Here is a 24,045-nt window from a genome sequence, read left to right on the forward strand (position 1 = left end):
GTGTCATAAGGCAAGCCCGGCGGAAATTTCAAGAAAAATGAACCGCGGATGCTGAAGCAAGCTCGTCAAGCGCAGGACTGAAGATCATGGCGCCGCCACGCCTTTATCTTGATTGGAATGCCACAGCGCCGCTGCACCCCGCAGCGCGCGAGGCGATCATGCGCGCCATCGATGTTTTTGGCAATCCGAACAGCGTGCATGGAGAGGGGCGCGCCGCCCGCGCCGCCATCGAAGGCGCACGGCGCAAAGTCGCACTGCTGACGGGGGCTGATCCCGCCAATGTGATCTTTACCAGCGGCGCCACGGAAGCCGCCAATATGGTTCTGACGCCGGAATTCAACATGGGCCGCACGCCGCTGAAGCTCGGCCGTCTCTATTTTTCGGCCGTCGAGCATCTGGCAGTGCGCGAGGGCGGCCGGTTCCCCAAGGACAGCACGACCGAGATCCCGGTGACGGAGGCCGGTGTCGTCGACCTGAACGCGCTGGCAGCGCTTCTCGAGGTCCACGACAAGTCGACGGGCCTTCCCGTCGTCGCGATCATGCTCGTCAACAACGACACGGGCATCGTTCAGCCGGTGGAAGAAGCGGCCAGGATCGCGCATGCCCATGGCGGCCTCTTCATCGTCGACGCCGTGCAGGCGGCAGGTCGTCTGCCGATCGAGATCGAGCGCATCGGCGCGGATTTCATGATCATCTCCTCTCACAAGATCGGCGGGCCGAAGGGTGCGGGCGCGCTGATCGCCCGTGGCGAGGCACTGATGCCGAAGGCGCTGATCCGCGGCGGCGGGCAGGAGAAAGGTCACCGATCGGGGACACAGAATTCGCTGGCGCTGATCGGCTTCGGAGCAGCAGCGGAAGCTGCACTGGAGAACCTCGGGGAACGCAACGCTGCGATTGCCGCGCTGCGCGATCGGCTGGAAGCCGGCATGCGCGCTGCTGCGCCCGATGTCATCATCCACGGGTTGGGCGGTCCGCGGGTCGCCAACACCATCTTCTTCACGCTTCCCTGCCTGAAGGCGGAGACCGGCCAGATCGCCTTCGATCTTGAAGGTGTTGCGCTTTCGGCAGGCTCTGCCTGCTCGTCCGGCAAGGTCGGTGAAAGCCATGTTCTGGCGGCGATGGGACGCGACGCCAAGCTCGGAGCCTTGCGCATCTCGCTCGGCTTTTCCACAACGGACGAGGACATCGACCGGGCGATCGCGGCTTTCGGCAAGATCGCCTGCCGGCGTAGGTCGGCGGGCGAGGCGGCTTGACCGCATCATAAACTTGCGGAAACGCAAATTTCCGCTTGCCAATCGGGCTGAAAAGTCCCTTTTGGCCTCTTACATAAGGGCAAAGGATTGCCCGGCATAAGGGGCAAGTAATTGCCCGAGGTAAAGGGCAAGTGAATTGCCCAGACGCTACAAGCTGCCGGACCTTGTATCCGGCGAGATTGGAGAATGAGATGGCTGCGGTGCAGGAAACGATCGACCAGGTTCGCCTGATCGATGTGGACCAGTACAAATACGGTTTCGAGACCGTCATCGAGATGGACAAGGCACCGAAGGGCCTGTCCGAGGATATCATCCGCTTCATTTCGGCCAAGAAGCAGGAGCCGGAATGGATGCTGGAATGGCGTCTCGAAGCCTATCGGCGCTGGCTGACGCTGGAAGAGCCGACCTGGGCGCGCGTCAACTATCCGAAGATCGATTTCAACGACATCTATTACTACGCCGCGCCGAAGAGCACGCCAGGCCCGAAGTCGCTTGACGAAGTCGATCCGGAGATCCTCAAGGTCTACGAAAAGCTCGGCATTCCGCTGAAAGAGCAGGAAATCCTGGCCGGCGTCGAGAGGCCGAAGATCGCCGTCGATGCCGTCTTCGACAGCGTCTCGGTCGTCACGACCTTCAAGGAGGAGCTGAAGAAGGCCGGCGTGATCTTCATGTCGATCTCGGAAGCGATCCGCGAGCATCCGGAACTGGTGCGGAAGTACCTCGGTTCCGTTGTTCCGACCAGCGACAACTACTATGCGACGCTGAATTCGGCCGTGTTCACCGACGGTTCGTTCGTGTTCGTTCCGAAGGGCGTTCGCTGCCCGATGGAGCTGTCCACCTATTTCCGCATCAACGAGAAGAACACCGGCCAGTTCGAGCGTACGCTGATCATCGCCGAAGAAGGCGCCTACGTCTCCTACCTCGAAGGCTGCACGGCGCCGCAGCGCGACGAAAACCAGCTGCATGCGGCCGTCGTCGAGCTGGTTGCGCTCGACGATGCCGAGATCAAGTATTCGACGGTGCAGAACTGGTATCCGGGCGACAAGCACGGCAAGGGCGGCATCTACAACTTCGTCACCAAGCGCGGCGATTGCCGCGGCGACCGTTCGAAGATCTCGTGGACGCAGGTCGAAACCGGCTCGGCAATCACCTGGAAATATCCGTCCTGCATCCTGCGCGGCGACGACAGCCGTGGCGAATTCTACTCGATCGCCGTATCCAACGGCCATCAGCAGATCGACAGCGGCACCAAGATGATCCATCTCGGCAAGAACACGTCGAGCCGCATCGTCTCGAAGGGCATCGCCGCCGGTGTTTCCAACAACACCTATCGCGGTCAGGTCTCGGCCCACCGCAAGGCCTCGAATGCGCGCAACTTCACCCAGTGCGATTCGCTTTTGATCGGCGACAAGTGCGGCGCCCATACGGTGCCTTACATCGAGGCGAAGAATTCGACGGCGCAGTTCGAACACGAGGCGACAACTTCGAAGATTTCCGAAGACCAGCTGTTCTACTGCCTGCAGCGCGGCATCCCGACGGAAGCTGCGATCGCGCTGATCGTCAACGGCTTCGTCAAGGAAGTCCTGCAGGAGCTGCCGATGGAATTCGCCGTCGAGGCGCAGAAGCTGATCAGCATCTCGCTGGAAGGCTCGGTGGGTTAAACACGGTCTCCGTCATCCTCGGGCTTGTCCCGAGGATCTGCCGTGGCCAGAGGATAGGGATGAGTGGTTTCGTCTATATGATGTCCGACAAACCACGGGGGGTGATCTACACCGGTGTCACGAGTGATTTGCACGGTCGCATATGGGAACACCGGAACGCAATCCAGAAGGGTTTTACGCAGAAGTACAGAGCAAAGAACCTCGTCTGGTTTGAGAACCATCCGAACATCGTGTTGGCGATCCAGCGAGAGAAGTCCTTGAAGCGATATCTGCGTGAATGGAAAATCAAGCTTGTAGAGGAGCTTAATCCAACTTGGATCGACCTCTATGAGCGGATCGACGAAATTGAGAATATCTATCGACCGCATCCGAATACGCGGGAGTGGAGCGATTACAATTGAAGGCTTAGATCCTCGGGACAAGCCCGAGGATGACGATCGAGACCGGTGCGAACGGTCAACTAGGCGGCATTTGAATCCGCTTTATGGACAGGAAAAACGAAATGCTTGAAATCAAGAACCTCCATGCCCGCATCGCCGAAGACGGCACCGAGATCATTCGTGGCCTGAACCTGACGGTGAAGGCTGGTGAAGTTGCCGCGATCATGGGGCCGAACGGCTCCGGCAAGTCGACGCTCTCGTATGTGCTGTCCGGCCGCAGCGACTACGAAGTCACCGAGGGCGACATTCTCTATAATGGCGAGAGCATCCTCGAGCTCGATCCGGCCGAGCGCGCCGCCAAGGGCATTTTCCTGGCCTTCCAATATCCTGTGGAAATTCCGGGTGTCGCCACCATGCAATTCCTGAAGGTCGCAATGAACGAGCAGCGCAAGGCGCGCGGCGAGGACGAGCTGACGACGCCTGACTTCATGCGCCGCGTCAAGGATGCTGCGGCCAAGCTGCAGATCAATACCGAGATGCTGAAGCGGCCGCTGAACGTCGGTTTCTCCGGCGGCGAGAAGAAGCGCGCCGAGATCCTGCAGATGGCGCTGCTCGAGCCGAAGCTTTGCGTGCTCGACGAAACCGATTCCGGCCTCGACATCGACGCGCTGAAGATCGTCGCCGACGGCGTCAACGCGCTGCGTTCGCCGGATCGCGCCGTGGTCGTCATCACTCACTACCAGCGCCTGCTCGACTATATCGTCCCCGATACCGTCCACGTGCTCTACAAGGGTCAGGTGATCAAGTCGGGTGACAAGACGCTGGCGCATGAGCTTGAGGCCAACGGCTATGCCGACATCATCGGCGCGGCAGCCTGAGTTTCGGGCGGAAAGGACGACGTCCATGAACATGCAGACGACGAGCCGCCTGACCGCGGCCGAGGCGGCTCTGATCGAGGCCTTCAACGAGCAGATCGGCGAACTGCCGGGCAATGGCGCTGTGACGGCGCTGCGCGACCGGCTTCTCGACGACCTGAAGAAGGCCGGCCTGCCGACGCGCCGCATCGAGGCCTGGCACTATACCGACCTCAAGAATCTGTTGCGCACTATCCCGTCGCAGGCAGGTGATGCCGGCTCGGAGGCTTGGGAGCCGCTCGTTGCCGATGCGACAGTGCTGGCAGTGATCCAGGGCCATTCCAACCAGAAGGCCGTCGCCGACGGTCTTGGTATTTCGGCCTATTCCGAACATCTGATCAGCGGCTCGGCCGCGGATGGCCTGGATGCACTCGGTTCCGATGACGCGGTGGGCCGCATCAACGGCAGCTTCGTGCGCGACGGTTATGTTGTCGATGTGCCTGCCGAGACCGAGCTTGAATCTCCGCTCGAAATTCAGTTCATCCATTCCGGCGGACAGGCGCATACGCGCCTTCCCGTCTCCTTCGGCGCCGGCGTCAAGGCAACCGTCATCGAACGTCACCTTTCGGTGACAGGCGATGCGGCCCTCGTGTCCCACGTCAGTGACATCACTGTCGGCGAAGGCACGGAGCTGACCTGGATCATCCTGCAGCAGCAGGGCGCCGAGGATACGCATCTCGGCCAGATCCGCATCGATCTCGGCGCAGACGCCAAGCTCCGGCTTTTCGTCATCAATGCCGGCGGCAAGCTGGTGCGCCAGGAGCTGCATATCAAGGTGACGGGCGAGGGCGCGGATCTCACACTGCGCGGCATCAACCTGCTTGGGGCCGACAGCCATACCGACGTGACGATGGTGCTCGGCCACGATGTGCCGCACACCGGCTCGACCGAGGTGATCCGTAACGTTGTCTTCGACCGCGCCAAGGGCGTCTTCCAGGGCATGATCCGGGTGGCACCCGATGCGCAGAAGACCGATGCCAAGATGGCCTGCAACACGCTGCTGATGTCCGACGATGCCGAATTCTCGGTCAAGCCCGAGCTCGAGATCTTCGCCGACGACGTCCAGTGCGGCCACGGCGCGACGGTGACCGATATCGACGCCAATCATCTCTACTACATGATGGCGCGCGGCATTCCGGAGAACAAGGCGCGGGCAATGCTCGTCAACGCCTTCGTTGCCGAGATCGTCGAAGAACTTGATGACGAAGCCCTGGTCGAGGCGCTGGAAGGCGTGATTTCGGCCTGGCTCGAAAAGCACGCCTGATCGGATTTTGCCATGGACAAGATAGTACCGGCCACGCAATACGACGTCGAAGCCATCCGCCGGGATTTTCCGATCCTCAGCGAGAAGGTGTATGGCAAGCCGCTGGTCTATCTCGACAACGGCGCCTCGGCACAGAAGCCACAGGTGGTGATCGACGCCATCTCGCATGCCTATAGCCATGAATATGCCAATGTGCATCGCGGCCTGCATTATCTCTCGAATGCCGCGACGGACGCCTATGAGGCGGCGCGCGAGAAGGTCCGCCGCTTCCTCAACGCGCCTGATATCAACGACATCGTCTTCACCAAGAATTCGACTGAAGCGATCAATACCGTCGCCTATGGCTGGGGCATGCCCAAGATCGGCGAAGGCGACGAGATCGTCCTGACGATCATGGAGCACCATTCCAACATCGTGCCCTGGCATTTCATTCGCGAACGGCAGGGCGCCAAGCTGGTCTGGGTTCCCGTCGACGATGAAGGCGCCTTCCATATCGAGGATTTCGAGAAGAGCCTGACGGAGCGCACCAAGCTCGTCGCCATCACCCATATGTCGAATGCGCTTGGCACGATCGTTCCCGTCAAGGAAGTCTGCCGCATCGCGCATGAACGCGGCATTCCCGTCCTGATCGACGGCTCGCAGGGCGCGGTGCACCTGCCTGTCGACGTGCAGGATATTGATTGCGACTGGTACGTGATGACCGGCCACAAGCTCTACGGCCCGTCCGGCATCGGCGTGCTCTACGGCAAGAAGGATCGGCTGCAGGAGATGCGCCCGTTCCAGGGCGGCGGCGAGATGATTTTCGAAGTCGCCGAGGACGCAGTCACCTATAATGATCCGCCGCATCGCTTCGAGGCCGGCACACCGCCGATCGTACAGGCGATCGGGCTCGGTTATGCACTTGATTACATGGAGAAGATCGGCCGCGAGGCGATCGCCCGTCATGAAGCCGATCTTGCAGCTTACGCGGCCGAGCGCCTCAAATCCGTCAACTCGCTGCGGGTTTTCGGAACGGCGCCCGACAAGGGCGGCATCTTCTCCTTCGAACTGGCGGGCATTCATGCCCATGACGTCTCGATGGTGATCGACCGGCAGGGTGTTGCGGTACGCGCCGGCACGCATTGCGCCATGCCGCTCTTGAAACGTTTCGGCGTCACATCCACATGCCGTGCATCCTTCGGGATGTATAATACCCGCGCCGAGGTCGATGCCCTGGCCGATGCGCTTGAATATGCGCGCAAGTTCTTTGCTTGAGGAGTGTCCGTGATGAGCCTGGACGAAAGCGAACAGAAGATCGACGTGCGCGAAGGCATCGTCCATTCCAGCATCCCCGCCGATGAGCTGGCGCGGCTGAGCGACGACGTCATCAGCGCGTTGAAAACCGTCTACGATCCGGAAATTCCGGCCGACATCTTCGAGCTCGGTCTGATCTACAAGATCGACATCGAAGACGACCGCATGGTGAAGATCATGATGACGCTGACCGCGCCCGGCTGCCCAGTTGCCGGCGAGATGCCCGGCTGGGTCGAAAATGCCGTCGGCGCCGTCGAAGGCGTGTCGGGCGTCGAGGTCGCGATGACCTTCGATCCGCCGTGGACGCCGGACCGCATGTCGGAAGAGGCGCAGGTCGCCGTCGGTTGGTACTGATCCCCCGGTATTGATCCGTTTACCTCAGGGTACTACATTTGATTCACGATGCGCCGGATCTTGACCCCGGTTGCGGAAGGAGAATGAGCCGATGGGCTTTGCAATCATGAGCATGACGGACGGGGCTGCGGCCCGCGTCAAGGCGATCGTCGAGAATTCGGGGCCTGAGGCCAAGGGTGTGCGCGTCGGCATCAAGAAGGGCGGCTGCGCCGGGATGGAATATACCATCGACCTGGTGACCGAGCCGAATGCCAAGGACGACCTGATCGAGCGCGACGGGGCGAAAGTCTGGGTTGAGCCATCGGCCGTGCTCTATCTGCTCGGCACCGAGATGGGCTTCGAGCAGACCACTCTGCGCTCCGGCTTCACCTTCACCAATCCGAACCAGACATCGGCCTGTGGCTGCGGCGAATCCGTCGAACTGAAGCCTGCCGATGTGGCCGCCCTTGCCGCACAGCGCCAAAGCGAACCAGCGCATTCCTGATAGTGCCACGCTTCAGGCTGGTGGGAAATTCTCTGCCAGCCAATTCCCAATAAAATCCGGTTCCCGCTCATCGAGGCCATGGCCCGTGGGGAACAGTCTTGTCGTGACTCGGGCGCCGCTCTTTTCGATCTGATGGCTGACAAGAACGACATCCTCCGGCGCGCGCCGCTCGTCGCGTTCGCCGGCAAGAATGAGGATGCGATGGTTCTTCAGCTCGGGAAAATCCGCGGCAGGCGCGGGTGAGAGCGGCCGCAGCAGGACGGCACCGATTGCCGTTTCCGGACGATGCAGCAGGACCGAGGCGGCCATGATCGCACCATTCGAAAAGCCGAGCAGCACGGGCGGCCGTTTCAAGAGCCGGGTCTCCAAGGCCCTCGCGAGGAAATCGGCGAGGTGATGGGTTTCGTTGAAGAGGTCGAGATAATCGAGTGTCCGATCGGGGTTTCGCCGGAAGAAGGCAAAGCCTTCCTCCCATTCCACCGCGCCCCTCAGCGCGAGATAAGGACGATCCGGCCCGACCCGGTCGGCAAGCGCGATGAGATTGCGCTCGTGCATGCCGCTGCCGTGCAGCAGCACCAAAGGTGCTGCATCGAACTTGGCTCTTTCTGCGATGAAAAGGAAATCCTGAGGTTCCGGCATAGGATCGATCCGCGTCAATGGCGCGGATCGATATAGGCCCGATTCGAGGCGATCTTATAACAAGGCTGTCGAATGGCAGACGTCTTTGGCGTGGCTCGTGGTCAGTCGCGCTTGATGCTCATGAGCATTTCCCACATGTCGGCGCCAGTCTCGAAGACGACCGTGTTCGCCTTGTAGCTCTGCTCGGCTTCGATCATGTCGGTCAGTTCAGTGGCGGGATCGACCGGCTGATCTGTCTGGTTGACAACCGCCTGAACACCGCCTGGTTCAACCGAGGTGAGGCCGGTGTTCAGCCTGCCATAGCCTGATGTGCTGCTGTTTGCGACGTTGTTGGCGATCGCACCGATCCGCGTCGTCTGCGCCAGCATGCCCGAAAGAGCGGTGTTGGTAATGCCCGATATGCTCATCAGCCGTTTCCCCAGAACTGGATAGGAACCTTGTACCGACAAGGGTTTAGGGAATGCTGAAGGCGTTGTGTTAGCAAAGGGCTACCGGACGGACGTCGTTCGCGCGTATCTGCTCCGGATTGGCACAGGATGATATCCGGGGTGGGTGGCGGCGGAGCTGGCGGCTACGACGAGGGATGCGGCCGCCAGCGCCGACATGGACGCCGAGGCCGCTGCAAATGCGAGCAGCGCCGCCAGGATGATGAACTGGCCCGTGATCAGCCGGCCCCGATTGCCCAGATTTCCGAGCGGCCGCAGCAGGAACGATCCGGCATGGCTCAGCTTGTCGTAGCCAGCATTGCCTTTGGTTGCCGCCTTTGCCAGACGGCGCAATCTTGCGATCCAAGGAGGGTCGAGTGTGCGGATGGTGGTCATGATGCCGTTCCTTTCCAGCAGGTCTCGGGCCGGGCTATTCGGCCTTGAAAGAACCATAGAACGGGCTCGAAGAGCGGGACATTCAATGCTGGTGTAGGCGGACCTATACTTGGGTCCAGGTTTCAGCGATCACGACGAGGATCGGTTAAAACACCAGGATCGATCACGAGATTCCCATACCTATGTATAGTTTCGCGGTCCGCTTCCGGGGCGTAGCGTCTGGATGTCTCTCGGAAGCAACTTCCGTACTGAGACCGGCACCGCGAATGTGCCAATGGATTTCGGCATGTCCCCTCCCGCGCCGAAGTCTCGTGGATCGAACGATCCGCCAAGGACCGCTCCGCCGCCGCCGGAGCGGTCCTGCTTTTTTTGAGAGGGCGTTGTGTCACCTATCCCAAGGCGTGGCGTTCCCCTACATTGCCGGATGATGGGTTCTGGCCCTCGGCTGGATTTGTGGAGCAGGTGATGACCAAGAAGCGGCCGAAAGGCATAGAGAAATACACAGCACCCGCCGGTGGCTGGGGTGCGCTCAAAGCCGTTGCCGAAACCCTTGCGCGCCAGCAGGTCATCGCCCAGGGTGCGACGACGCTTTTGAAAGCCAATCAACCCGAGGGTTTCGATTGCCCCGGCTGCGCATGGCCCGATCCCAAACATACGAGCTCATTCGAATTCTGCGAAAATGGCGCCAAGGCGATCACCTGGGAATCGACGGCGAAACGCGCCGGACCGGATTTTTTCGCGACGCACAGCGTTGCCGAACTCTGGCAGTGGAACGATCACCAGCTCGAAGATCAGGGCCGCCTGACGCATCCGCTGATCTACGACCATGCCAGCGACCGCTACCTGTCGATCGGCTGGGATGAAGCCTTCGCGCTGATCGGCACGGAATTGCGGAAACTGCCCGATCCTGACATGGCCGAGTTCTATACATCGGGCCGCGCCTCGAACGAGGCGGCATTCCTGTTCCAGCTTTTCGTCAGGGCCTACGGCACCAATAATTTTCCCGACTGCTCGAACATGTGCCATGAGGCGACCAGCGTCGGCCTGCCCGAATCGATCGGGGTCGGCAAGGGCACGGTGACGCTCGAAGATTTCGATCATGCCGATGCGATCTTCAGCTTCGGCCACAATCCCGGCACCAACCATCCCCGGATGATGACCACCCTGCACGATGCCGCAAGGCGCGGCGTGCCGATCGTGGTCTTCAATCCGCTGAAGGAACGGGCGCTCGAAAAATTCGCCGCACCGCAGAACCCGGTGGAAATGGCGACGATGTCGTCGACGCCGATCGCATCGGCCTATCATCAGGTTCGCACCGGCGGGGATCTCGCGGCCCTCAAGGGCCTGATGAAACGGATCTTCGAACGGGATGACGCCGATATCGCCGCAGGCGGCAGGGGCTTTCTCGACCGGGAGTTCATCGAGGCCAACACGATCGGACTGGAGGCTCTGAAAGCCGATGTCGAAAAGACGGAATGGGCCGATATCCTCAAGAGATCGGGACTGACATTCGAAGCGCTGGAGAGCGCCGTCGATGTCTATCTCAACGCCCGCAACGTCATCCTCTGCTACGGCATGGGCATCACCCAGCACAGCCATGGCACCGCCAATGTCCAGCAGCTTGCCAATTTCCTGATGCTGCGCGGCAATATCGGCCGCCAGGGCGCCGGCATCTGCCCGCTGCGCGGACATTCGAACGTTCAGGGAGACCGCACTGTCGGGATCACCGAAATCCCCAACAAGGCGCTGCTCGATGGCATGGAGAAGGCCTTCGGCTTCCGTCCGCCGGAAGAGAAGGGCCACAACGCCGTCGAAGCCATCGAGGCGATCATAGAAGGCCGGTCGAAAGCGTTGATCTGCCTCGGCGGCAATCTCGCCGTCGCGATCTCCGATCCCGAGGCGACGTTCGAAGGCATGCGCAAGCTCGACCTTGCCGTCCATCTGGCGACAAAACCCAATCGCTCGCACCTGCTGATCGCCGGGACCTCGATCATCCTTCCGGTTCTCGGCCGCACCGATCAGGATATCCAGAAGACGGGACCGCAATCGGTGACCGTCGAGGATTCCATGTCGATGGTGCACGCCTCGCGCGGTTTCCTGAAGCCGCCGGGCGAAGAGCTGAGATCCGAACCGGCGATCATCGCCGGCATCGCCAAGGCAACGCTAGGCGCCAAATACGATATCGACTGGGACGGGATGGTTGCCGACTACAACCGCATTCGGGAAAAGATCGAGGTGGTCTTTCCCGACTTCCACGATTTCAACACGCGAGTGAGGAAGCCAGGCGGCTTCCGGCTGACAGTAGCCGCCTCCGACCGGCAATGGCGCACGCCCTCGGGCAAGGCGCATTTCATCGTCGCGCCGGGCCTGGACGAAGATCCGCGCCTTGCCGACGCGGATACGCTGGTTCTGACGACACTGCGCAGCCACGACCAGTACAACACGACGATCTACAGCCTCGACGACCGCTATCGCGGCGTCTTCGGCCGTCGCGACGTCATCTTCATGAACGGCAAAGATCTCTCCGCCCGTGGCCTGGCAGATGGCGACAGGGTCGATATCGAGTCGGTCGGTGAAACCAGCGGCAAGGCGGTCAAAGGGTTCACGGCTGTGGCTTACGACATCCCGGCCGGTTCCGTGGCCGGATATTATCCCGAGATGAACCGGGTCATCGCGCTTGCCAATTACGACCGCAAATCAGGAACGCCTGCTTATAAGGGCGTGCCGGTGAGGGTGCAGAAGTCGGCATGAAGGTGAGGCAGACGCTTGCCTGCCTCAACACTATCGCGATGCCGCCCACTTGTGCCAATCGCTTTCGTTGCCGTTGAACACGTTGAGGTCGATCTTGCCGTCGACGCCATCGGAAAGGCCGGAGCCGGAATATTGCCAGAAGAGCCACTTCCGGCCCGGATAGACCTTGGAAGGATGGGCGGCGACAGAGCGCAGCCAGAAGGGGTAGTTAAGCAGTTCACCCTTCAAATTGTCCCGGTAGAAGTCTGGCGCGGTGTAGATGATCGGGCGCTGGCCGTAGTAGCGCTCCAGCTTGTCCATGAAGACCTGCATCTTTTCCCGGACACGTGCAGGGGATATGCGCCTCTTGCAGCTCGATTCGCCGTTCCATTCGACGTCGATGACGGGCGGAAGAGCGTTGGCTTCCTTCGGCACGTTGCGGATGAACCAGTCGGCTTGTTCACCGGCTGTCCGGCACCAATAAAAGAAATGGTAGGCGCCATGCTTCAGTCCGGCCTCCTTGGCCCGGCGCCAGTTCTTCTTGAACATCGGATCGAGGTGATCGCCGCCGTCCGTCGCCTTGATGTAGACGAAGTTGGCGCCTTGCCTCCGCAACGTCTCCCAGTCGATCTCGCCCTGCCAGCGCGACACATCGACGCCGTGAACTGCAAGCTTTCTCGGCGAGGTGGAGCCGAAGTTGATCGGCTTGGCATCACGGAAGCGGTGGCCGTAAATTCGTCCGCGTGTCGGCGATTTCGTATCGGCATCGGGATCGACATCCGGCTCGGCGGGCATGAGCATCGCGACAGGCCTTTCCGTCGGCATCGGCATGCCGACCGGCCTGTCGGCGGGCACGAGCGCCTGCGGTTCTGGAACCGGCCCTGTCCAGCTCAGCGCCTGCTGCGGCGGGCTTGCCTGCGGCGCGGGATTACCGACGGCTGCAGCCGGTATCGGGCCGCTTGGCTTGGTGATGGCGCTGGTGGTTTCCGATGACGGCACGTTCGCCAGCACGTCTTCGGCGCCGGAACTGGCGGAGCATCCCGAGAGAATCAGGGCGGCGAGGAGAATTGCTGGCACAGCCGATGGACGCATGAGAACCTGCACGCAAAACAAAAATCGACGGCAATATCCATGCGGAGTGGAAATCGCCCATTTTGAATTGCTAACAGAGACTTGCTAAGAAAGGTTAAATTTGAACCTATGCCTCGAAATGGGCACACCCGAGTTCGCGCCGCGCATCGAAGCTTGGCGCGGAAATTCTCCATGGCGACGTCGCCACAGCCTCAGCGACCGGCTCGCATGCCCGCAATCAGAATATCGATGAGTTGCCTTGCCGCATCCCGCCAGGCGGGGCCGTAGCTGATGCTCGCGCCGCCCGCCAGCGCGCGCAGGATATCGAGCGGGTCCATAGACAGACGGATTTCACCGGTGGCGACTGCGCGATCCACCAGCAGATTGACGGCACCTATGATCAAATCGGCGGAATCGGCATAGAGCTCGGAGGTGCCGCCGACTAAAGAATCCAGCACCTCGGACATGCCGCGTTTCGTCACAACATAATCGACGAACTGCACCAGCCACAGGCGAAGCGCTTCGACAGGGGGATGAGTTTCGGCGAGGCTTTTGGCGGCGGCAGCAAGCTGTGTCGTCTCGTTGCGGTAGATGGCAGAAACCAGTGCATCGCGCGTCGGGAAATGGCGATAGAGCGTGCCGATGCCGACGCCGGCAATGCGTGCGATTTCCTCCAGGCTGGCGCTGGAACCCTTGTCGGCAAAGACGGTCTTTGCCGTCTCCATCAGCAGAAGACGATTGCGTTCGGCATCCGCGCGCGGCTTTCGGACGGTGGACCCGTCACTTTTTTCGGCCATTTACGAGAAGTCCCCTTGATAAGCGGAGGTGCCCTCCGTATTTATCTGGAGGCATCCTCCTTTTATTCCATTTGAGGCCGGTGGGCAATGGTTCACCAGTCCGGAGCGGTGCGTCCATGATCAAGGAGAAAATCATGAGTGGACTTTTTGGCGCGACATCGACCACCGACGAGGTGCTCGCCGGCGTCGATCTCAACGGCAAGCGCGTGCTGGTGACGGGTGTTTCGGCCGGCCTCGGCGTGGAAACCGCGCGCGTGCTGGCAGCCCACGGAGCGCAGGTGGTGGGTACGGCACGTGACCTTGCAAAGGCGAGGGAGGCAACGGAAGTCGTGCGCACCGATGCTACCAATGGCGGTAGCCTTGATATCGTCGAGCTCGATCTTGCTTCACTCGCAAGCGTGCGCGCCTGCGCAGATGCGCTTATCAAGGATGGCCGCCCCTTCGATGTCGTCATTGCCAATGCCGGCGTGATGGCCGCTCCCTTCGGCCGTACCGCCGATGGTTTCGAAACGCAGTTCGGCACCAACCATCTCGGTCATTTCGTGCTGGTCAACCGCATCGCCCCGCTCGTCACATCGGGCGGCCGCGTGGTGATCGTCGCATCCTCGGGCCATCGCATGGCACCTTTCAGTCTCGATGACCTCAATTTCGAGAGCAAGACCTACGAGCCCTGGGCGGCTTACGCTCAGTCGAAAACCGCAAATATCCTGTTCGCGGTGGAACTCGACCGACGCCTGAGGGAGCGCGGCATCCGTGCAACGGCACTGCATCCCGGCGGCATCCAGACCGAGCTCGACCGTCATCTCGACCCCGGCATGATCGAAGGCATATTGGCGCAGATCAACGCCGCACTCGCCGTCGAGGGCAAGCCGCCCTTCCAGCGGAAGACGATCCCTCAGGGGGCCGCTACATCAGTCTGGGCAGGCTTCGTCGCCCCGGCAGACGCGGTCGGCGGCAGATATTGCGAGAATTGCCACATCTCCGAAGTGACGGATGCGGAGGTCAGCCCGATTTCCGAAGGCGTGCGCAGCTACGCGCTCGATCCCGAGACGGCCAAGGTATTGTGGGCCAAAAGCGAGGATATGGTCGGCGAGCGCTTCTAGGCTTTAAACCGACACGCTTTGGCGCCGATGGAGAGCAGGGGGCTGGCGCGCATCGTCCGATCGCCGCCGTTCAGGCCTTGATATCGAGGCCGGCTTCGACGGCGGCGGCGATGAATGCCTTGCATGCATCCTCGCCGGTGCGCTTGCCCTTGATGACGTCGGCGCAAATCAGCAGCGCCTGGTCGAGTGCGGAACCGTCCTCCGTCGGCCAGTCCTCGATCATCGCCCAGGAGGCGGCCTGGGTGTTATCGATGGTCACGTATTGGCCGGGCTCTTCGAGGGCGATGAGCACAGGCTTCGACCAGGGCGCCCGCATTCTTGCTTCGCTTTGATCCTGGGGCATGGGGACTTCCTTCGCGCATTTCTATCAGAATTTGGAAAGCCCCTCCCATGATGGAAGGGGCTTGGATTGTCAGGCTCTTTACTACGGCATCAGGCTTGACGCTACTCGGCTGCCTCTGCATAGGCCTCGACCGGTGGGCAGGTGCAGATCAGGTTGCGGTCGCCATAGACGTTGTCGACGCGATTGACCGGCGACCAGTACTTGTCGACGCGGAAGGCACCGGGCGGGAAGCAGGCCTGCTCTCGGCTGTAGGGCCGGTTCCATTCCCCGACGAGGTCTTCCACCGTGTGCGGAGCGTTCTTCAGCGGATTGTCGAGCTTGTCCATACGGCCTTCCTCGATGGCGCGGGCTTCCTCGCGGATTGCCAGCATCGCTTCGCAGAAGCGGTCGAGCTCGGCCTTGGTCTCGGATTCGGTCGGCTCGATCATCAGCGTGCCAGCAACCGGCCAGCTCATGGTCGGCGCATGGAAGCCGCAGTCGATCAGGCGCTTGGCGACATCGTCGACCGTGACGCCTGAGCTGTCGACCAGCGGGCGCGTGTCGATGATGCATTCATGCGCGACGCGGCCGGTCTTCGACTTGTACAGCACGTCATAGGCACCCTTCAGCCGGGTGGCGATATAGTTGGCGTTGAGGATCGCCACCTTGGTCGCCTGCGTCAGGCCTTCGCCACCCATCATTAGGCAGTAGCTCCAGGAGATCGGCAGGATGGAGGCCGAGCCGAAAGCCGCCGCCGAAACCGCACCGGAACGGCCGTCGGTTTCCGGATGACCGGGCAGGTGAGGCGCCAGATGCGACTTGACGCCGATCGGGCCCATGCCGGGACCGCCGCCGCCATGCGGGATGCAGAAGGTCTTGTGCAGGTTCAGGTGGCTGACGTCGGAGCCGATGTCACCTGGGCGGGACAGGCCGACCATGGCGTTCATGTTGGCCCCGTCGAGATAGACCTGGCCACCATTGGCATGCACGAGATCGCAGATTTCCTTGACGGTTTCCTCGAAGACGCCGTGCGTCGAGGGGTAGGTGATCATGCAGCACGAGAGATTGTCTGCATGTTCCTCGGCCTTGGCGCGGAAATCGTCGAGATCGATGTCGCCGTTCTCGCGCACCTTCACGACCACGACCTTCATGCCGACCATCTGGGCAGAAGCCGGATTGGTGCCGTGCGCCGAGGTCGGGATCAGGCAGACGTCGCGGTGACCCTGGCCGTTCGCAATGTGGTAATTGCGGATTGTCAGCAGGCCCGCATATTCGCCCTGCGCGCCGGAATTCGGCTGCATGGAGAAGGTGTCATAGCCGGTGACGGCGCAGAGCTTTTCCGTCAGATCGTCGATCATCTCGCGATAGCCGAGTGCCTGGTCTGATGGCACGAAGGGATGGATATCCGAAAATTCCGGCCAGGTGATCGGCAGCATTTCCGCCGTCGCATTGAGCTTCATCGTGCAGGAACCGAGCGGGATCATCGAGCGGTCGAGCGCGAGATCGCGGTCGGAGAGCCGGCGGATGTACCGCGTCATCTCGCTTTCGGCGCGGTTCATGTGGAAGATCGGATGGGTGAGATACTCGCTGGTCCTGAGCAGGCCCTTCGGCAGGCGGTAGGAAGGCTCGAAATCGGCGATCGCGAAATTGCCGCCGAAGGCGCGCCACACAGCTTCCAGCGTTGCCGGACGCGTGCGCTCGTCGAGGCTCATGCCGATCTTCGTTTCGCCGACCTTGCGCAGATTGACGCCTTCGGCGACGGCTGCGCGCAGGATGAGGCCCTGCATATGACCGACATCGACGGTGATGGTGTCGAAGAAGGTTTTGGGTTCGACCTTATAGCCGAGCTTTTCCAAGCCCTTGGCCATCAGCACGGCCTTCTGGTGCACCTGCTGGGCGATTGCCTTGATGCCCTTCGGCCCATGGAAGACGGCATACATGGAGGCCATGACGGCGAGCAGCACCTGGGCGGTGCAGATGTTCGACGTCGCCTTTTCGCGGCGGATATGCTGTTCGCGCGTCTGCAGCGACAGGCGATAGGCGCGGTTGCCGCGAGCATCGACGGAAACGCCGACAAGGCGGCCGGGCATGGAGCGCTTGATAGCGTCCTTGACCGACATATAAGCCGCATGCGGGCCGCCATAGCCGACCGGAACGCCGAAGCGCTGCGACGAGCCGACAGCGATATCGGCGCCCATTTCGCCGGGCGATTTCAGCAGTGTCAGCGACAGGATATCGGTGGCAACGACAGCGATGGCGCCCGCCTGGTGCAGGCGCGAGATGAGGCCGGTGAAATCATGCACGTGACCGTGCGTGCCCGGATACTGGAAGATCGCGCCGAAGACATCGACCGGATCGAGATCGGTGAAGGGATTGCCGACGATGACGCTCCAGCCGAGCGGCTCGGCGCGGGTGCGGATGAGCGCGATGGTCTGCGGATGGCAATCGGCATCGACGAAGAAGGCCTTGGCCTTCGACTTGGCGACGCGTTCGGCCATGGCCATGCCTTCGGCAGCGGCGGTCGCCTCGTCGAGCAGCGAGGCGTTTGCGACGTCGAGGCCGGTGAGATCGCAGATCATCGTCTGGTAGTTCACGAGCGCTTCCAGGCGGCCCTGGCTGATTTCCGGCTGGTAGGGCGTGTATGCCGTGTACCAGGCGGGGTTCTCAAGAATGTTGCGCTGGATGACAGGCGGCGTGATCGTGCCGTAGTAGCCCTGGCCGATCAGCGAGACCAGCACCTTGTTCTTGTTGGCGGTCTCGCGCAGTTTGTCGAGCGCCTCGCGCTCTGTCATCGGCGCGCCCCAGACGAGCGGCGCCTTCTGGCGGATTCCGGGCGGCAGCGTCGCGTCGATCAGCCCGTCGAGGCTGTTATAGCCGATGACCTTCAACATGTCGGTCATTTCGGCCGGCGAGGGACCGATGTGACGCCGATTGGCGAAATCGTAGGGCTGATAGTCGGTGAACTGGAATTCGGTCGGCGTCGTCATTACGCGATGAGCTCCTTGTAGGCGGCCTCGTCGAGCAGGCCATCGGCATCGGCAAGGTTCTTGAGCTTCAGCTTGAAGAACCAGCCGGCGCCCTGCGGATCGGAATTGACGAGCGAGGGATCAGCGACGATCGCCTCGTTGACAGCAGTGATCTCGCCATCGAGCGGACAATAGACTTCGGAGGCCGCCTTGACGGATTCGACGGTCGCCGCGTCGTCGTTCTTGGAGAAGCTTGCGCCGATCTCGGGCAGTTCGACGAAGACGAGGTCGCCCAGCTGTTCGACGGCATAGGTGGTGATGCCGACGGTTGCGACATCACCGTCGAGCTGGAGCCATTCATGTTCAGCGGTAAATTTCAGCATGGAAAAATCCTCTCGGAAAACAGGGTTTCAGCGTTTGTAGGTTGGCGTAACGAAGGGCAGGGCAGAGACGGTGACTGGCAGGAACTTGCCGCGCACCTCGGCATAGACCTGTGTGCCCACAGCGGCGTGGGACACCGGCACGTAGCCCATGGCGACAGGGCTTTCGGCGCTGGGGCCGAAGCCGCCCGAGGTGACTTCGCCAATTTCGACCTTGCCCTCGGCATCGGCATAGAGCTTGGCGTGGCCGCGCACCGGCGCCTTGCCTTCCGGCTTCAGGCCGACGCGGCGGCGCGCAGCACCATTTTCAAGTTCGGAGAGGATGCGGCCGGAGCCCGGGAAGCCGCCGGCGCGGGCGCCGCTGGAGCGCCTTGCCTTCTGCATGGCCCATTCGAGGGCCGCCTCGACCGGCGAGGTGGTCGTGTCGATATCGTTGCCATAGAGGCAAAGGCCGGCTTCGAGGCGCAGCGAATCGCGGGCGCCGAGACCGATCGCCTGAACATCGGGATGTTCGAGCAACCGCATGGTGACATCCACGGCTTTGTCCGATGGAATCGAGATTTCAAAACCGTCCTCGCCGCTGTAGCCGGAGCGCGAGACCAGACAGGACACGTCGTGCAGGCGGCAGTGGCGCACGTCCATGAATTTCATCGCCGCGACATCGGCCCAGAGTTCGGCAAGAACCTCGACTGCACGCGGTCCCTGGAGCGCGATCAGAGCGCGGTTGAGGACTGTAATGTCGCATCGGTCGCCGATATGAGCCTGGAGATGGGCGACATCGGCCTCCTTGCAGGCGGCGTTGACGACGACGAACAGGTGGTCGTCGAGATGGGTGATCATCAGGTCATCGAGAATGCAGCCGCTGTCGTCGGTGAAGAAACCGTAGCGCTGGCGACCTTCGGCAAGACCCAGGATATCGATGGGCACCAGGCTTTCGAGCGCGAGAGCGGCGTCCTCATAGCTGCCCGACTTCGCCTTCACGATGACCTGGCCCATATGGGAGACATCGAACAGGCCGGCTTCGGCGCGGGTGTGAAGATGCTCCTTCATGACGCCGGCGGGATATTGCACCGGCATGTCGTAACCCGCGAACGGCACCATGCGGGCGCCGAGCTGGAGATGCAGGGCATGCAACGGGGTTTTCTTTAGGGCAGCGGTATCGTCCAAAAGACGCCTCCGGGGTTTGCGCCTTCTCACAAGGGCGCGGGCTCAAATCTGAAGGCGCGGCTGCGCACTTCTCTCCTGAGCCCCCTCTGTCCTTGACGCCTGAGATTGTTATCCCTTCGGCGAGCGTTTCGAGAACGCTTCTCTCCAGAGTTCCGTCTGCCCCTTGCTGGTCCTTTTGCCTGAGAGTTTCCGGGGCGGTTGCTCCTTCGGCACCGGTGGCGAAAGCACCGGATTCTCCCAACAGGGTTGGCGCAATTATCCGGCGGGCGCAGCACTTGGCAAGACCAAATGTCGTGACCTGACAAATTTTTGTCGCCATACTTCAGGGAAGCCTCCGATCTGTGGCAAATCTGCTTTTGCATTCGGCGGGGAAACCGGCTATCGCGAGATGCTGTTGAAGGGGATCTCATGCGGCAGACCAGACTGAAAGCGACGCTCTTCCTGCGCATGCTTTGCGCATTGAGCTTGCTTTTGCTCGGCCTCGCCCATCAGGTGCCGCGAGCCGCCGCTTCCGAGGGTTATGAGACAGCCGCCTATATGCTGCCGGACGGCACCTTTGCCTCGCTTTGCGTGACGGTGAAGGACGACGACGGCAAGACCGCTGCCTTCAAGCCGAATTGCGAAGCCTGTCGGCTATCGGCCTCGGTCATGCTGCCAACGCCGGATGCGGGTTGCTGGCTCGAGCGCAAGCTTGCCTCGGTCGTCAACTCGCCGATCGAAACATCAGCGATTGCCGGTGCAAGCGCCGTCAGCCGGCCGAATTCCCGCGCTCCTCCTATTCCCGTCTGATTTTTCTCCGCAATCTGAACGCAACATGCCGGTCCGCCTGAGAGAAATGCCGCGGCCGGCGAGGAGATATCCGATGAAAATGATCAAGACGCAGACCATCAAGACGTTGGGGCTTGTCGCCCTCTTTTCCGCAACCGCAGCGGCCGGCGCCGAAGCGCATGTGACCTTCCTCGACAAGCAGGCGACACAGGAAAGCACCATTCTCGCCACGCTGCAGCTGCCGCATGGCTGCGACGGCAAGGCGACGACGGAAGTGCGGGTCAAGCTGCCTGAAGGTTTCGTCTTCGCAAAGCCGCAGCCGAAGGCTGGCTGGGAGCTCGAAGTGATCAAGGGCGATTACCAGAAGACCTACGACAATCATGGCGACAAGGTGAAAACAGGCGCGATCGAGATCCGCTGGAAGAACGGCAATCTCTCCGACGATTTTTACGACACCTTCGTCATCCAGGGTAAAGTTTCAGGCGTCGAGGCCGGCACTTCGCTCGCCTTTCCGGTGACGCAGATCTGCGGTGACACCGTCACGGCCTGGGATCAGGTGGCGCCGGCAGGCGGCGATGCCCATGGCCTCAAAAGCCCGGCGCCGCTGCTGAAGATCGTCGCCGGCGAAGATCACGGCCATGACCATGATGATATGGCCGGCATGAATATGTCCGGTATGGCAGGCATGGCTGCTGCAGCGCCGGCCGGCGAAACGGTCAAGGCCGGCGATCTCGAAATCTCCGGCGGCTTCGCCAAGGCGATGCTGCCCGGTCAGCCGGTCGGCGGCGGTTTTTTCACGGTGAAGAACAATGGCAATGCGGATGATCGCCTGATCTCAGTAACGTCGCCTGTATCAGGCGAGGTTCAGATCCATGCGATGGAGACCAAGGACAACGTCATGCGGATGCGGCAGCTGAAGGACGGCGTCGCCATTGCCGCCGGCGAAACGGTCAAGCTCGAGCCCGGCAACCTGCATCTGATGTTCCAGAAGGTGAAGACGCCGTTCAAGCAGGGCGACACGGTGCCGGTGACGCTGACCTTCGAAAAGGCCGGCAAGGTCGATCTGGTGCTGCAGGTGCTGTCAGCACAGGGCAAGTAAGGCGAGGCCGGTTAAGACAGAAAAGCCCGCGACAGCAATTGCAGTCGCGAGCTTTTCGTTCGGAAGGCGATTGCCTTAGAAATCCTCGTAGGATCGCAGCGCCTGCTCCAGGCCTGCCTGCGGCTGGCGGTTGCCCTTGGCCATCAGGTCGAGCGCCACTTCCGTCGACTGGATGATGCTGGAGGGCTCGTCGACATCGTCGGTGCTCTCAGCCTTCAATTGCCTGTCAGCCAAGCGCCGCGCGTCGCGCGCTGCGGTGCTCGTTGCCACACGCTGCGGGATTCGGAGCGATTCAAAGGCAATGGCGGCGGTGCTGGCCGATATCGACAAGAGTTGGGTCATGCCGTCACCGTATCGGTATGATCTTGGTGCCATCATAAGAAAATCGTTGGCATTTTACCGAATGGTAAGAATTCATTCCTTCTCGATTGGAATCGTTCCCGAAACACGGTAAATCCGGCTCATGATCCAGGCTCTCCTTGTCGCAGTCGGCGGCGCTATCGGTTCCCTCCTCAGATATTATGTCGGCCAATGGGCGCTGAGGCTCATGGGCCCGGCGTTTCCCTGGGGCACGCTCACGGTCAATGTGGTCGGCTGCTTCGTCATCGGCCTCTTCACCGAGCTGATTGCGCGGAAATTCAACGCCTCGGTGGAACTGCGCCTGCTGCTCGTTACCGGCTTTCTCGGCGGCTTCACCACCTTCTCGGCCTTCTCGCTCGACGCCATCTCGCTGTTCGAGCGCGGCGAAGCCGTCGCCGGCGGCGTCTACATCGCTGCGAGCGTCGGGCTTTCGATGGCGGCCGTCATATCTGGGCTCGCCGTTATGCGCGCTTTGGCCTGATTTCTTTTCCGGTTTCCGTTTTGCATGAAAATGCTCTAAAGGCTGCGGCAAGAACGCCGGCTCGGCCCGCGCTGCAATTTCCGAAAGATCATTTATGGCTGGCATAGAACATATCAAGGTTGAACCCGACGAAGCGGGCATGCGGCTCGATCGCTGGTTCAAGGTACATTTTCCCGGGCTCGGATTCGGGCCGCTCCAGAAGCTGCTGCGCTCCGGCCAGGTGCGCGTCGATGGCGGCCGTGTCAAATCGGATGCCCGCGTGCAGCCCGGCCAGACCGTGCGCGTGCCGCCGCTGGATGTCGATGCGAAGCTGAAATCCGGGCCGATCGCCGGCAAGGATCTCAAGCATTCGACAGATTTCGAACTGCTGTCGCGCATGGTGCTGCATGAGGACGAAAAGGTGATCGTGCTCAACAAGCCACCCGGTCTTGCCGTGCAGGGCGGCTCCGGCGTCGCCAGGCATATCGACCAGATGCTCGAAGCCTGGACCAGCCCGAAGGGCGAGAAGCCGCGGCTCGTCCACCGCCTCGACCGCGACACGTCAGGCGTTCTCGTCATCGCCCGGACGCGCGGTGCAGCGCAGAAGCTGACGGCGGCCTTCCGCGAGCGCGACACCAAGAAGACCTATTGGGCGCTGGTCAAGGGCGTGCCGCGCAAGCACGAGGACAAGATCTCGACCTGGCTCGTCAAGGAACCGACTGCCGACGGCGACCGCATGCGCATCGCCAAGCACGGCGAGGACGGGGCAGACCATGCCGTCTCCTTTTACCGCGTGCTGGAGACCGCCGCGCAGAACCTCGCCTGGCTGGAGATGGAGCCCTATACCGGTAGAACCCATCAGCTGCGCGTACACGCGCTGCATATCGGCCATCCGATCATCGGTGATCCGAAATATTTCGACGACGATCCGAACTGGGATTTTCCAGGCGGCGTCCAGAAGAAGCTGCATCTGCATGCCCGCCACATCGACATCCCGCATCCCTCAGGCGGGCGACTGCGCATCAGCGCGCCGCTGCCGCCGCATATGGTGCAGACGTGGAATCTTCTCGGTCTCGATCTTGCCAGTGCCGAAAGGGATGCCGAATGAAACTGGCACTCTTCGATTGCGACGGCACACTGGTCGACAGCGCCGGGCTGATCCACGAAACCATGCGCAGGACCTTCGATAAGTTCGGCAAGCAGGAACCTCGATTTGAAGACACCAAGTCGATTATCGGCCTGTCCCTCGATATCGCGATCGCCCGCATGCAGGGCAGGCCACATATCGAGCAGGAAGACATCGAGATGACGGCGCATTACAAATCGCTGTTCTCGATCGTGCGTCAGGATCTCGATTACCGGGAGCCGTTGTTTCCTGGCATTCGTGAGATGATCGACGCGATCAGCGGGCGCGAGGATCTGCTGATCGGCGCGGTGACAGGCAAATCCAGGCGCGGGCTAAACCTCGTGATGGAGACGCATGGCTTCGACCAGTATTTTATTGTCGCGCGCACCGCCGACGATTGCCCCTCCAAGCCGCATCCGGCCATGGTGACGGAATGCTGTGACGAAACCGGCATGAATGCGGCCGACACCATTGTCATCGGCGATGCGGTTTACGATATGCAGATGGCAAAGGCTGCCGGCGCCAAGGCGATCGGCGTTGCCTGGGGCTATGCCAGCGTGGATGAGCTGATCGCCAATGGCGCCGATGCGATCGCCTACCATCCGAACGAAATATTGCGCCATTTTTCCTGAG

25 protein-coding genes and 1 riboswitch are annotated in these 24,045 nt (G+C 61.4%); of the genes, 15 read left to right on the top strand and 10 right to left on the bottom strand.

Going from position 1 to position 24,045, the window contains the following annotated elements:
- The first annotated feature begins 86 nt into the window (after positions 1–86).
- The 8 genes from EFB14_RS03905 to sufA all read left to right on the top strand — a co-directional run bounded on the left by EFB14_RS03905 (position 87) and on the right by sufA (position 7,603).
- Positions 87–1,253, top strand: coding sequence for a cysteine desulfurase family protein (locus tag EFB14_RS03905; RefSeq protein WP_126822888.1), 1,167 nt, complete (start codon positions 87–89; stop codon positions 1,251–1,253).
- Positions 1,254–1,444: 191 nt separating this feature from the next.
- The gene (gene sufB, locus EFB14_RS03910; protein WP_126822890.1) at positions 1,445–2,914 is read left to right on the top strand and encodes a Fe-S cluster assembly protein SufB; all 1,470 of its coding nucleotides are present in this window, start codon (positions 1,445–1,447) and stop codon (positions 2,912–2,914) included.
- Between the two features lie 59 nt (positions 2,915–2,973).
- A complete protein-coding gene (locus EFB14_RS03915; protein ID WP_126822892.1) occupies positions 2,974–3,315 on the top strand; it encodes a GIY-YIG nuclease family protein in 342 nt (113 codons plus the stop codon).
- A 101-nt stretch (positions 3,316–3,416) separates the two neighbouring features.
- Positions 3,417–4,172: a Fe-S cluster assembly ATPase SufC gene (gene sufC, locus EFB14_RS03920; RefSeq protein ID WP_126822894.1), complete on the top strand. Its 756-nt coding sequence runs from the start codon at positions 3,417–3,419 to the stop codon at positions 4,170–4,172.
- A 25-nt stretch (positions 4,173–4,197) separates the two neighbouring features.
- Positions 4,198–5,472, top strand: coding sequence for a Fe-S cluster assembly protein SufD (gene sufD / locus EFB14_RS03925; RefSeq protein ID WP_126822896.1), 1,275 nt, complete (start codon positions 4,198–4,200; stop codon positions 5,470–5,472).
- Positions 5,473–5,484: 12 nt separating this feature from the next.
- A complete protein-coding gene (locus tag EFB14_RS03930; protein WP_126822898.1) occupies positions 5,485–6,726 on the top strand; it encodes a cysteine desulfurase in 1,242 nt (413 codons plus the stop codon).
- 12 nt (positions 6,727–6,738) lie between these two features.
- Complete coding sequence (locus EFB14_RS03935; protein WP_003559708.1) at positions 6,739–7,119, top strand: SUF system Fe-S cluster assembly protein; 381 nt, start codon at positions 6,739–6,741, stop codon at positions 7,117–7,119.
- A gap of 91 nt (positions 7,120–7,210) precedes the next feature.
- The gene (gene sufA, locus EFB14_RS03940) at positions 7,211–7,603 is read left to right on the top strand and encodes a Fe-S cluster assembly scaffold SufA (RefSeq protein WP_126822900.1); all 393 of its coding nucleotides are present in this window, start codon (positions 7,211–7,213) and stop codon (positions 7,601–7,603) included.
- A 12-nt stretch (positions 7,604–7,615) separates the two neighbouring features.
- On the opposite strand, the gene EFB14_RS03945 is transcribed toward sufA, so the two are convergent.
- From EFB14_RS03945 to EFB14_RS03955, 3 genes are all read right to left on the bottom strand, one after another.
- Entirely contained in the window at positions 7,616–8,242 is a 627-nt protein-coding gene (locus tag EFB14_RS03945) for an alpha/beta hydrolase (RefSeq protein ID WP_126822902.1), read from the bottom strand.
- 101 nt (positions 8,243–8,343) lie between these two features.
- On the bottom strand, positions 8,344–8,649 hold the full coding sequence (locus tag EFB14_RS03950; protein WP_126822904.1) for a flagellar basal body rod C-terminal domain-containing protein: 306 nt from the start codon (positions 8,647–8,649) through the stop codon (positions 8,344–8,346).
- An 81-nt stretch (positions 8,650–8,730) separates the two neighbouring features.
- The gene (locus EFB14_RS03955; protein WP_126822906.1) at positions 8,731–9,063 is read right to left on the bottom strand and encodes a hypothetical protein; all 333 of its coding nucleotides are present in this window, start codon (positions 9,061–9,063) and stop codon (positions 8,731–8,733) included.
- 465 nt (positions 9,064–9,528) lie between these two features.
- Here EFB14_RS03955 and EFB14_RS03960 point away from each other — a divergent pair, with 465 nt between their 5' ends.
- Complete coding sequence (locus EFB14_RS03960) at positions 9,529–11,814, top strand: FdhF/YdeP family oxidoreductase (RefSeq protein WP_126822908.1); 2,286 nt, start codon at positions 9,529–9,531, stop codon at positions 11,812–11,814.
- Positions 11,815–11,844: 30 nt separating this feature from the next.
- Here the strand turns inward: EFB14_RS03960 and EFB14_RS03965 are convergent, their stop codons facing one another.
- Together EFB14_RS03965 and EFB14_RS03970 are read right to left on the bottom strand one after the other, a co-directional pair.
- A complete protein-coding gene (locus EFB14_RS03965; RefSeq protein ID WP_126822910.1) occupies positions 11,845–12,885 on the bottom strand; it encodes a glycoside hydrolase family 25 protein in 1,041 nt (346 codons plus the stop codon).
- 191 nt (positions 12,886–13,076) lie between these two features.
- A complete protein-coding gene (locus EFB14_RS03970; RefSeq protein WP_126822912.1) occupies positions 13,077–13,661 on the bottom strand; it encodes a TetR/AcrR family transcriptional regulator in 585 nt (194 codons plus the stop codon).
- Positions 13,662–13,795: 134 nt separating this feature from the next.
- Here EFB14_RS03970 and EFB14_RS03975 point away from each other — a divergent pair, with 134 nt between their 5' ends.
- Complete coding sequence (locus tag EFB14_RS03975) at positions 13,796–14,764, top strand: SDR family NAD(P)-dependent oxidoreductase (protein WP_126822914.1); 969 nt, start codon at positions 13,796–13,798, stop codon at positions 14,762–14,764.
- Between the two features lie 70 nt (positions 14,765–14,834).
- On the opposite strand, the gene EFB14_RS03980 is transcribed toward EFB14_RS03975, so the two are convergent.
- The 4 genes from EFB14_RS03980 to gcvT all read right to left on the bottom strand — a co-directional run bounded on the left by EFB14_RS03980 (position 14,835) and on the right by gcvT (position 19,599).
- On the bottom strand, positions 14,835–15,080 hold the full coding sequence (locus tag EFB14_RS03980) for a DUF982 domain-containing protein (RefSeq protein ID WP_164737487.1): 246 nt from the start codon (positions 15,078–15,080) through the stop codon (positions 14,835–14,837).
- A 128-nt stretch (positions 15,081–15,208) separates the two neighbouring features.
- The gene (gcvP, locus tag EFB14_RS03985; protein ID WP_126822918.1) at positions 15,209–18,073 is read right to left on the bottom strand and encodes an aminomethyl-transferring glycine dehydrogenase; all 2,865 of its coding nucleotides are present in this window, start codon (positions 18,071–18,073) and stop codon (positions 15,209–15,211) included.
- Positions 18,073–18,435 (bottom strand): glycine cleavage system protein GcvH, encoded by a 363-nt coding sequence (gene gcvH, locus EFB14_RS03990; protein WP_126822920.1) that lies wholly within the window; start codon positions 18,433–18,435, stop codon positions 18,073–18,075. The genes gcvP and gcvH overlap by 1 nt, the downstream gene beginning before the upstream one ends.
- A 27-nt stretch (positions 18,436–18,462) precedes the next feature.
- Positions 18,463–19,599 (bottom strand): glycine cleavage system aminomethyltransferase GcvT, encoded by a 1,137-nt coding sequence (gene gcvT, locus EFB14_RS03995; RefSeq protein WP_126822922.1) that lies wholly within the window; start codon positions 19,597–19,599, stop codon positions 18,463–18,465.
- A 157-nt stretch (positions 19,600–19,756) separates the two neighbouring features.
- Positions 19,757–19,849: riboswitch (glycine riboswitch) on the bottom strand.
- A gap of 158 nt (positions 19,850–20,007) precedes the next feature.
- Between gcvT and EFB14_RS04000 the strand changes: the two genes are divergently transcribed.
- The gene (locus EFB14_RS04000; protein ID WP_126822924.1) at positions 20,008–20,388 is read left to right on the top strand and encodes a hypothetical protein; all 381 of its coding nucleotides are present in this window, start codon (positions 20,008–20,010) and stop codon (positions 20,386–20,388) included.
- A gap of 73 nt (positions 20,389–20,461) precedes the next feature.
- A complete protein-coding gene (locus tag EFB14_RS04005; protein WP_126822926.1) occupies positions 20,462–21,466 on the top strand; it encodes a DUF1775 domain-containing protein in 1,005 nt (334 codons plus the stop codon).
- Positions 21,467–21,541: 75 nt separating this feature from the next.
- Here the strand turns inward: EFB14_RS04005 and EFB14_RS04010 are convergent, their stop codons facing one another.
- Positions 21,542–21,808, bottom strand: a complete 267-nt coding sequence (locus EFB14_RS04010) for a hypothetical protein (protein ID WP_125845697.1) — start codon at positions 21,806–21,808, stop codon at positions 21,542–21,544.
- Between the two features lie 121 nt (positions 21,809–21,929).
- On the opposite strand from EFB14_RS04010, the gene crcB reads away from it, so the two are divergent.
- The 3 genes from crcB (at position 21,930) to EFB14_RS04025 (ending at position 24,044) form a co-directional block, all read left to right on the top strand.
- Positions 21,930–22,307, top strand: a complete 378-nt coding sequence (gene crcB / locus EFB14_RS04015) for a fluoride efflux transporter CrcB (protein WP_126822928.1) — start codon at positions 21,930–21,932, stop codon at positions 22,305–22,307.
- 94 nt (positions 22,308–22,401) lie between these two features.
- Complete coding sequence (locus tag EFB14_RS04020; protein ID WP_126822930.1) at positions 22,402–23,394, top strand: RluA family pseudouridine synthase; 993 nt, start codon at positions 22,402–22,404, stop codon at positions 23,392–23,394.
- On the top strand, positions 23,391–24,044 hold the full coding sequence (locus tag EFB14_RS04025) for an HAD-IA family hydrolase (protein WP_126822932.1): 654 nt from the start codon (positions 23,391–23,393) through the stop codon (positions 24,042–24,044). Before EFB14_RS04020 ends, EFB14_RS04025 begins: the two co-directional genes overlap by 4 nt.
- Position 24,045: the final 1 nt, after the last annotated feature.

The organism is Rhizobium fabae, from assembly GCF_003985135.1.
GTDB lineage: Bacteria > Pseudomonadota > Alphaproteobacteria > Rhizobiales > Rhizobiaceae > Rhizobium > Rhizobium pisi.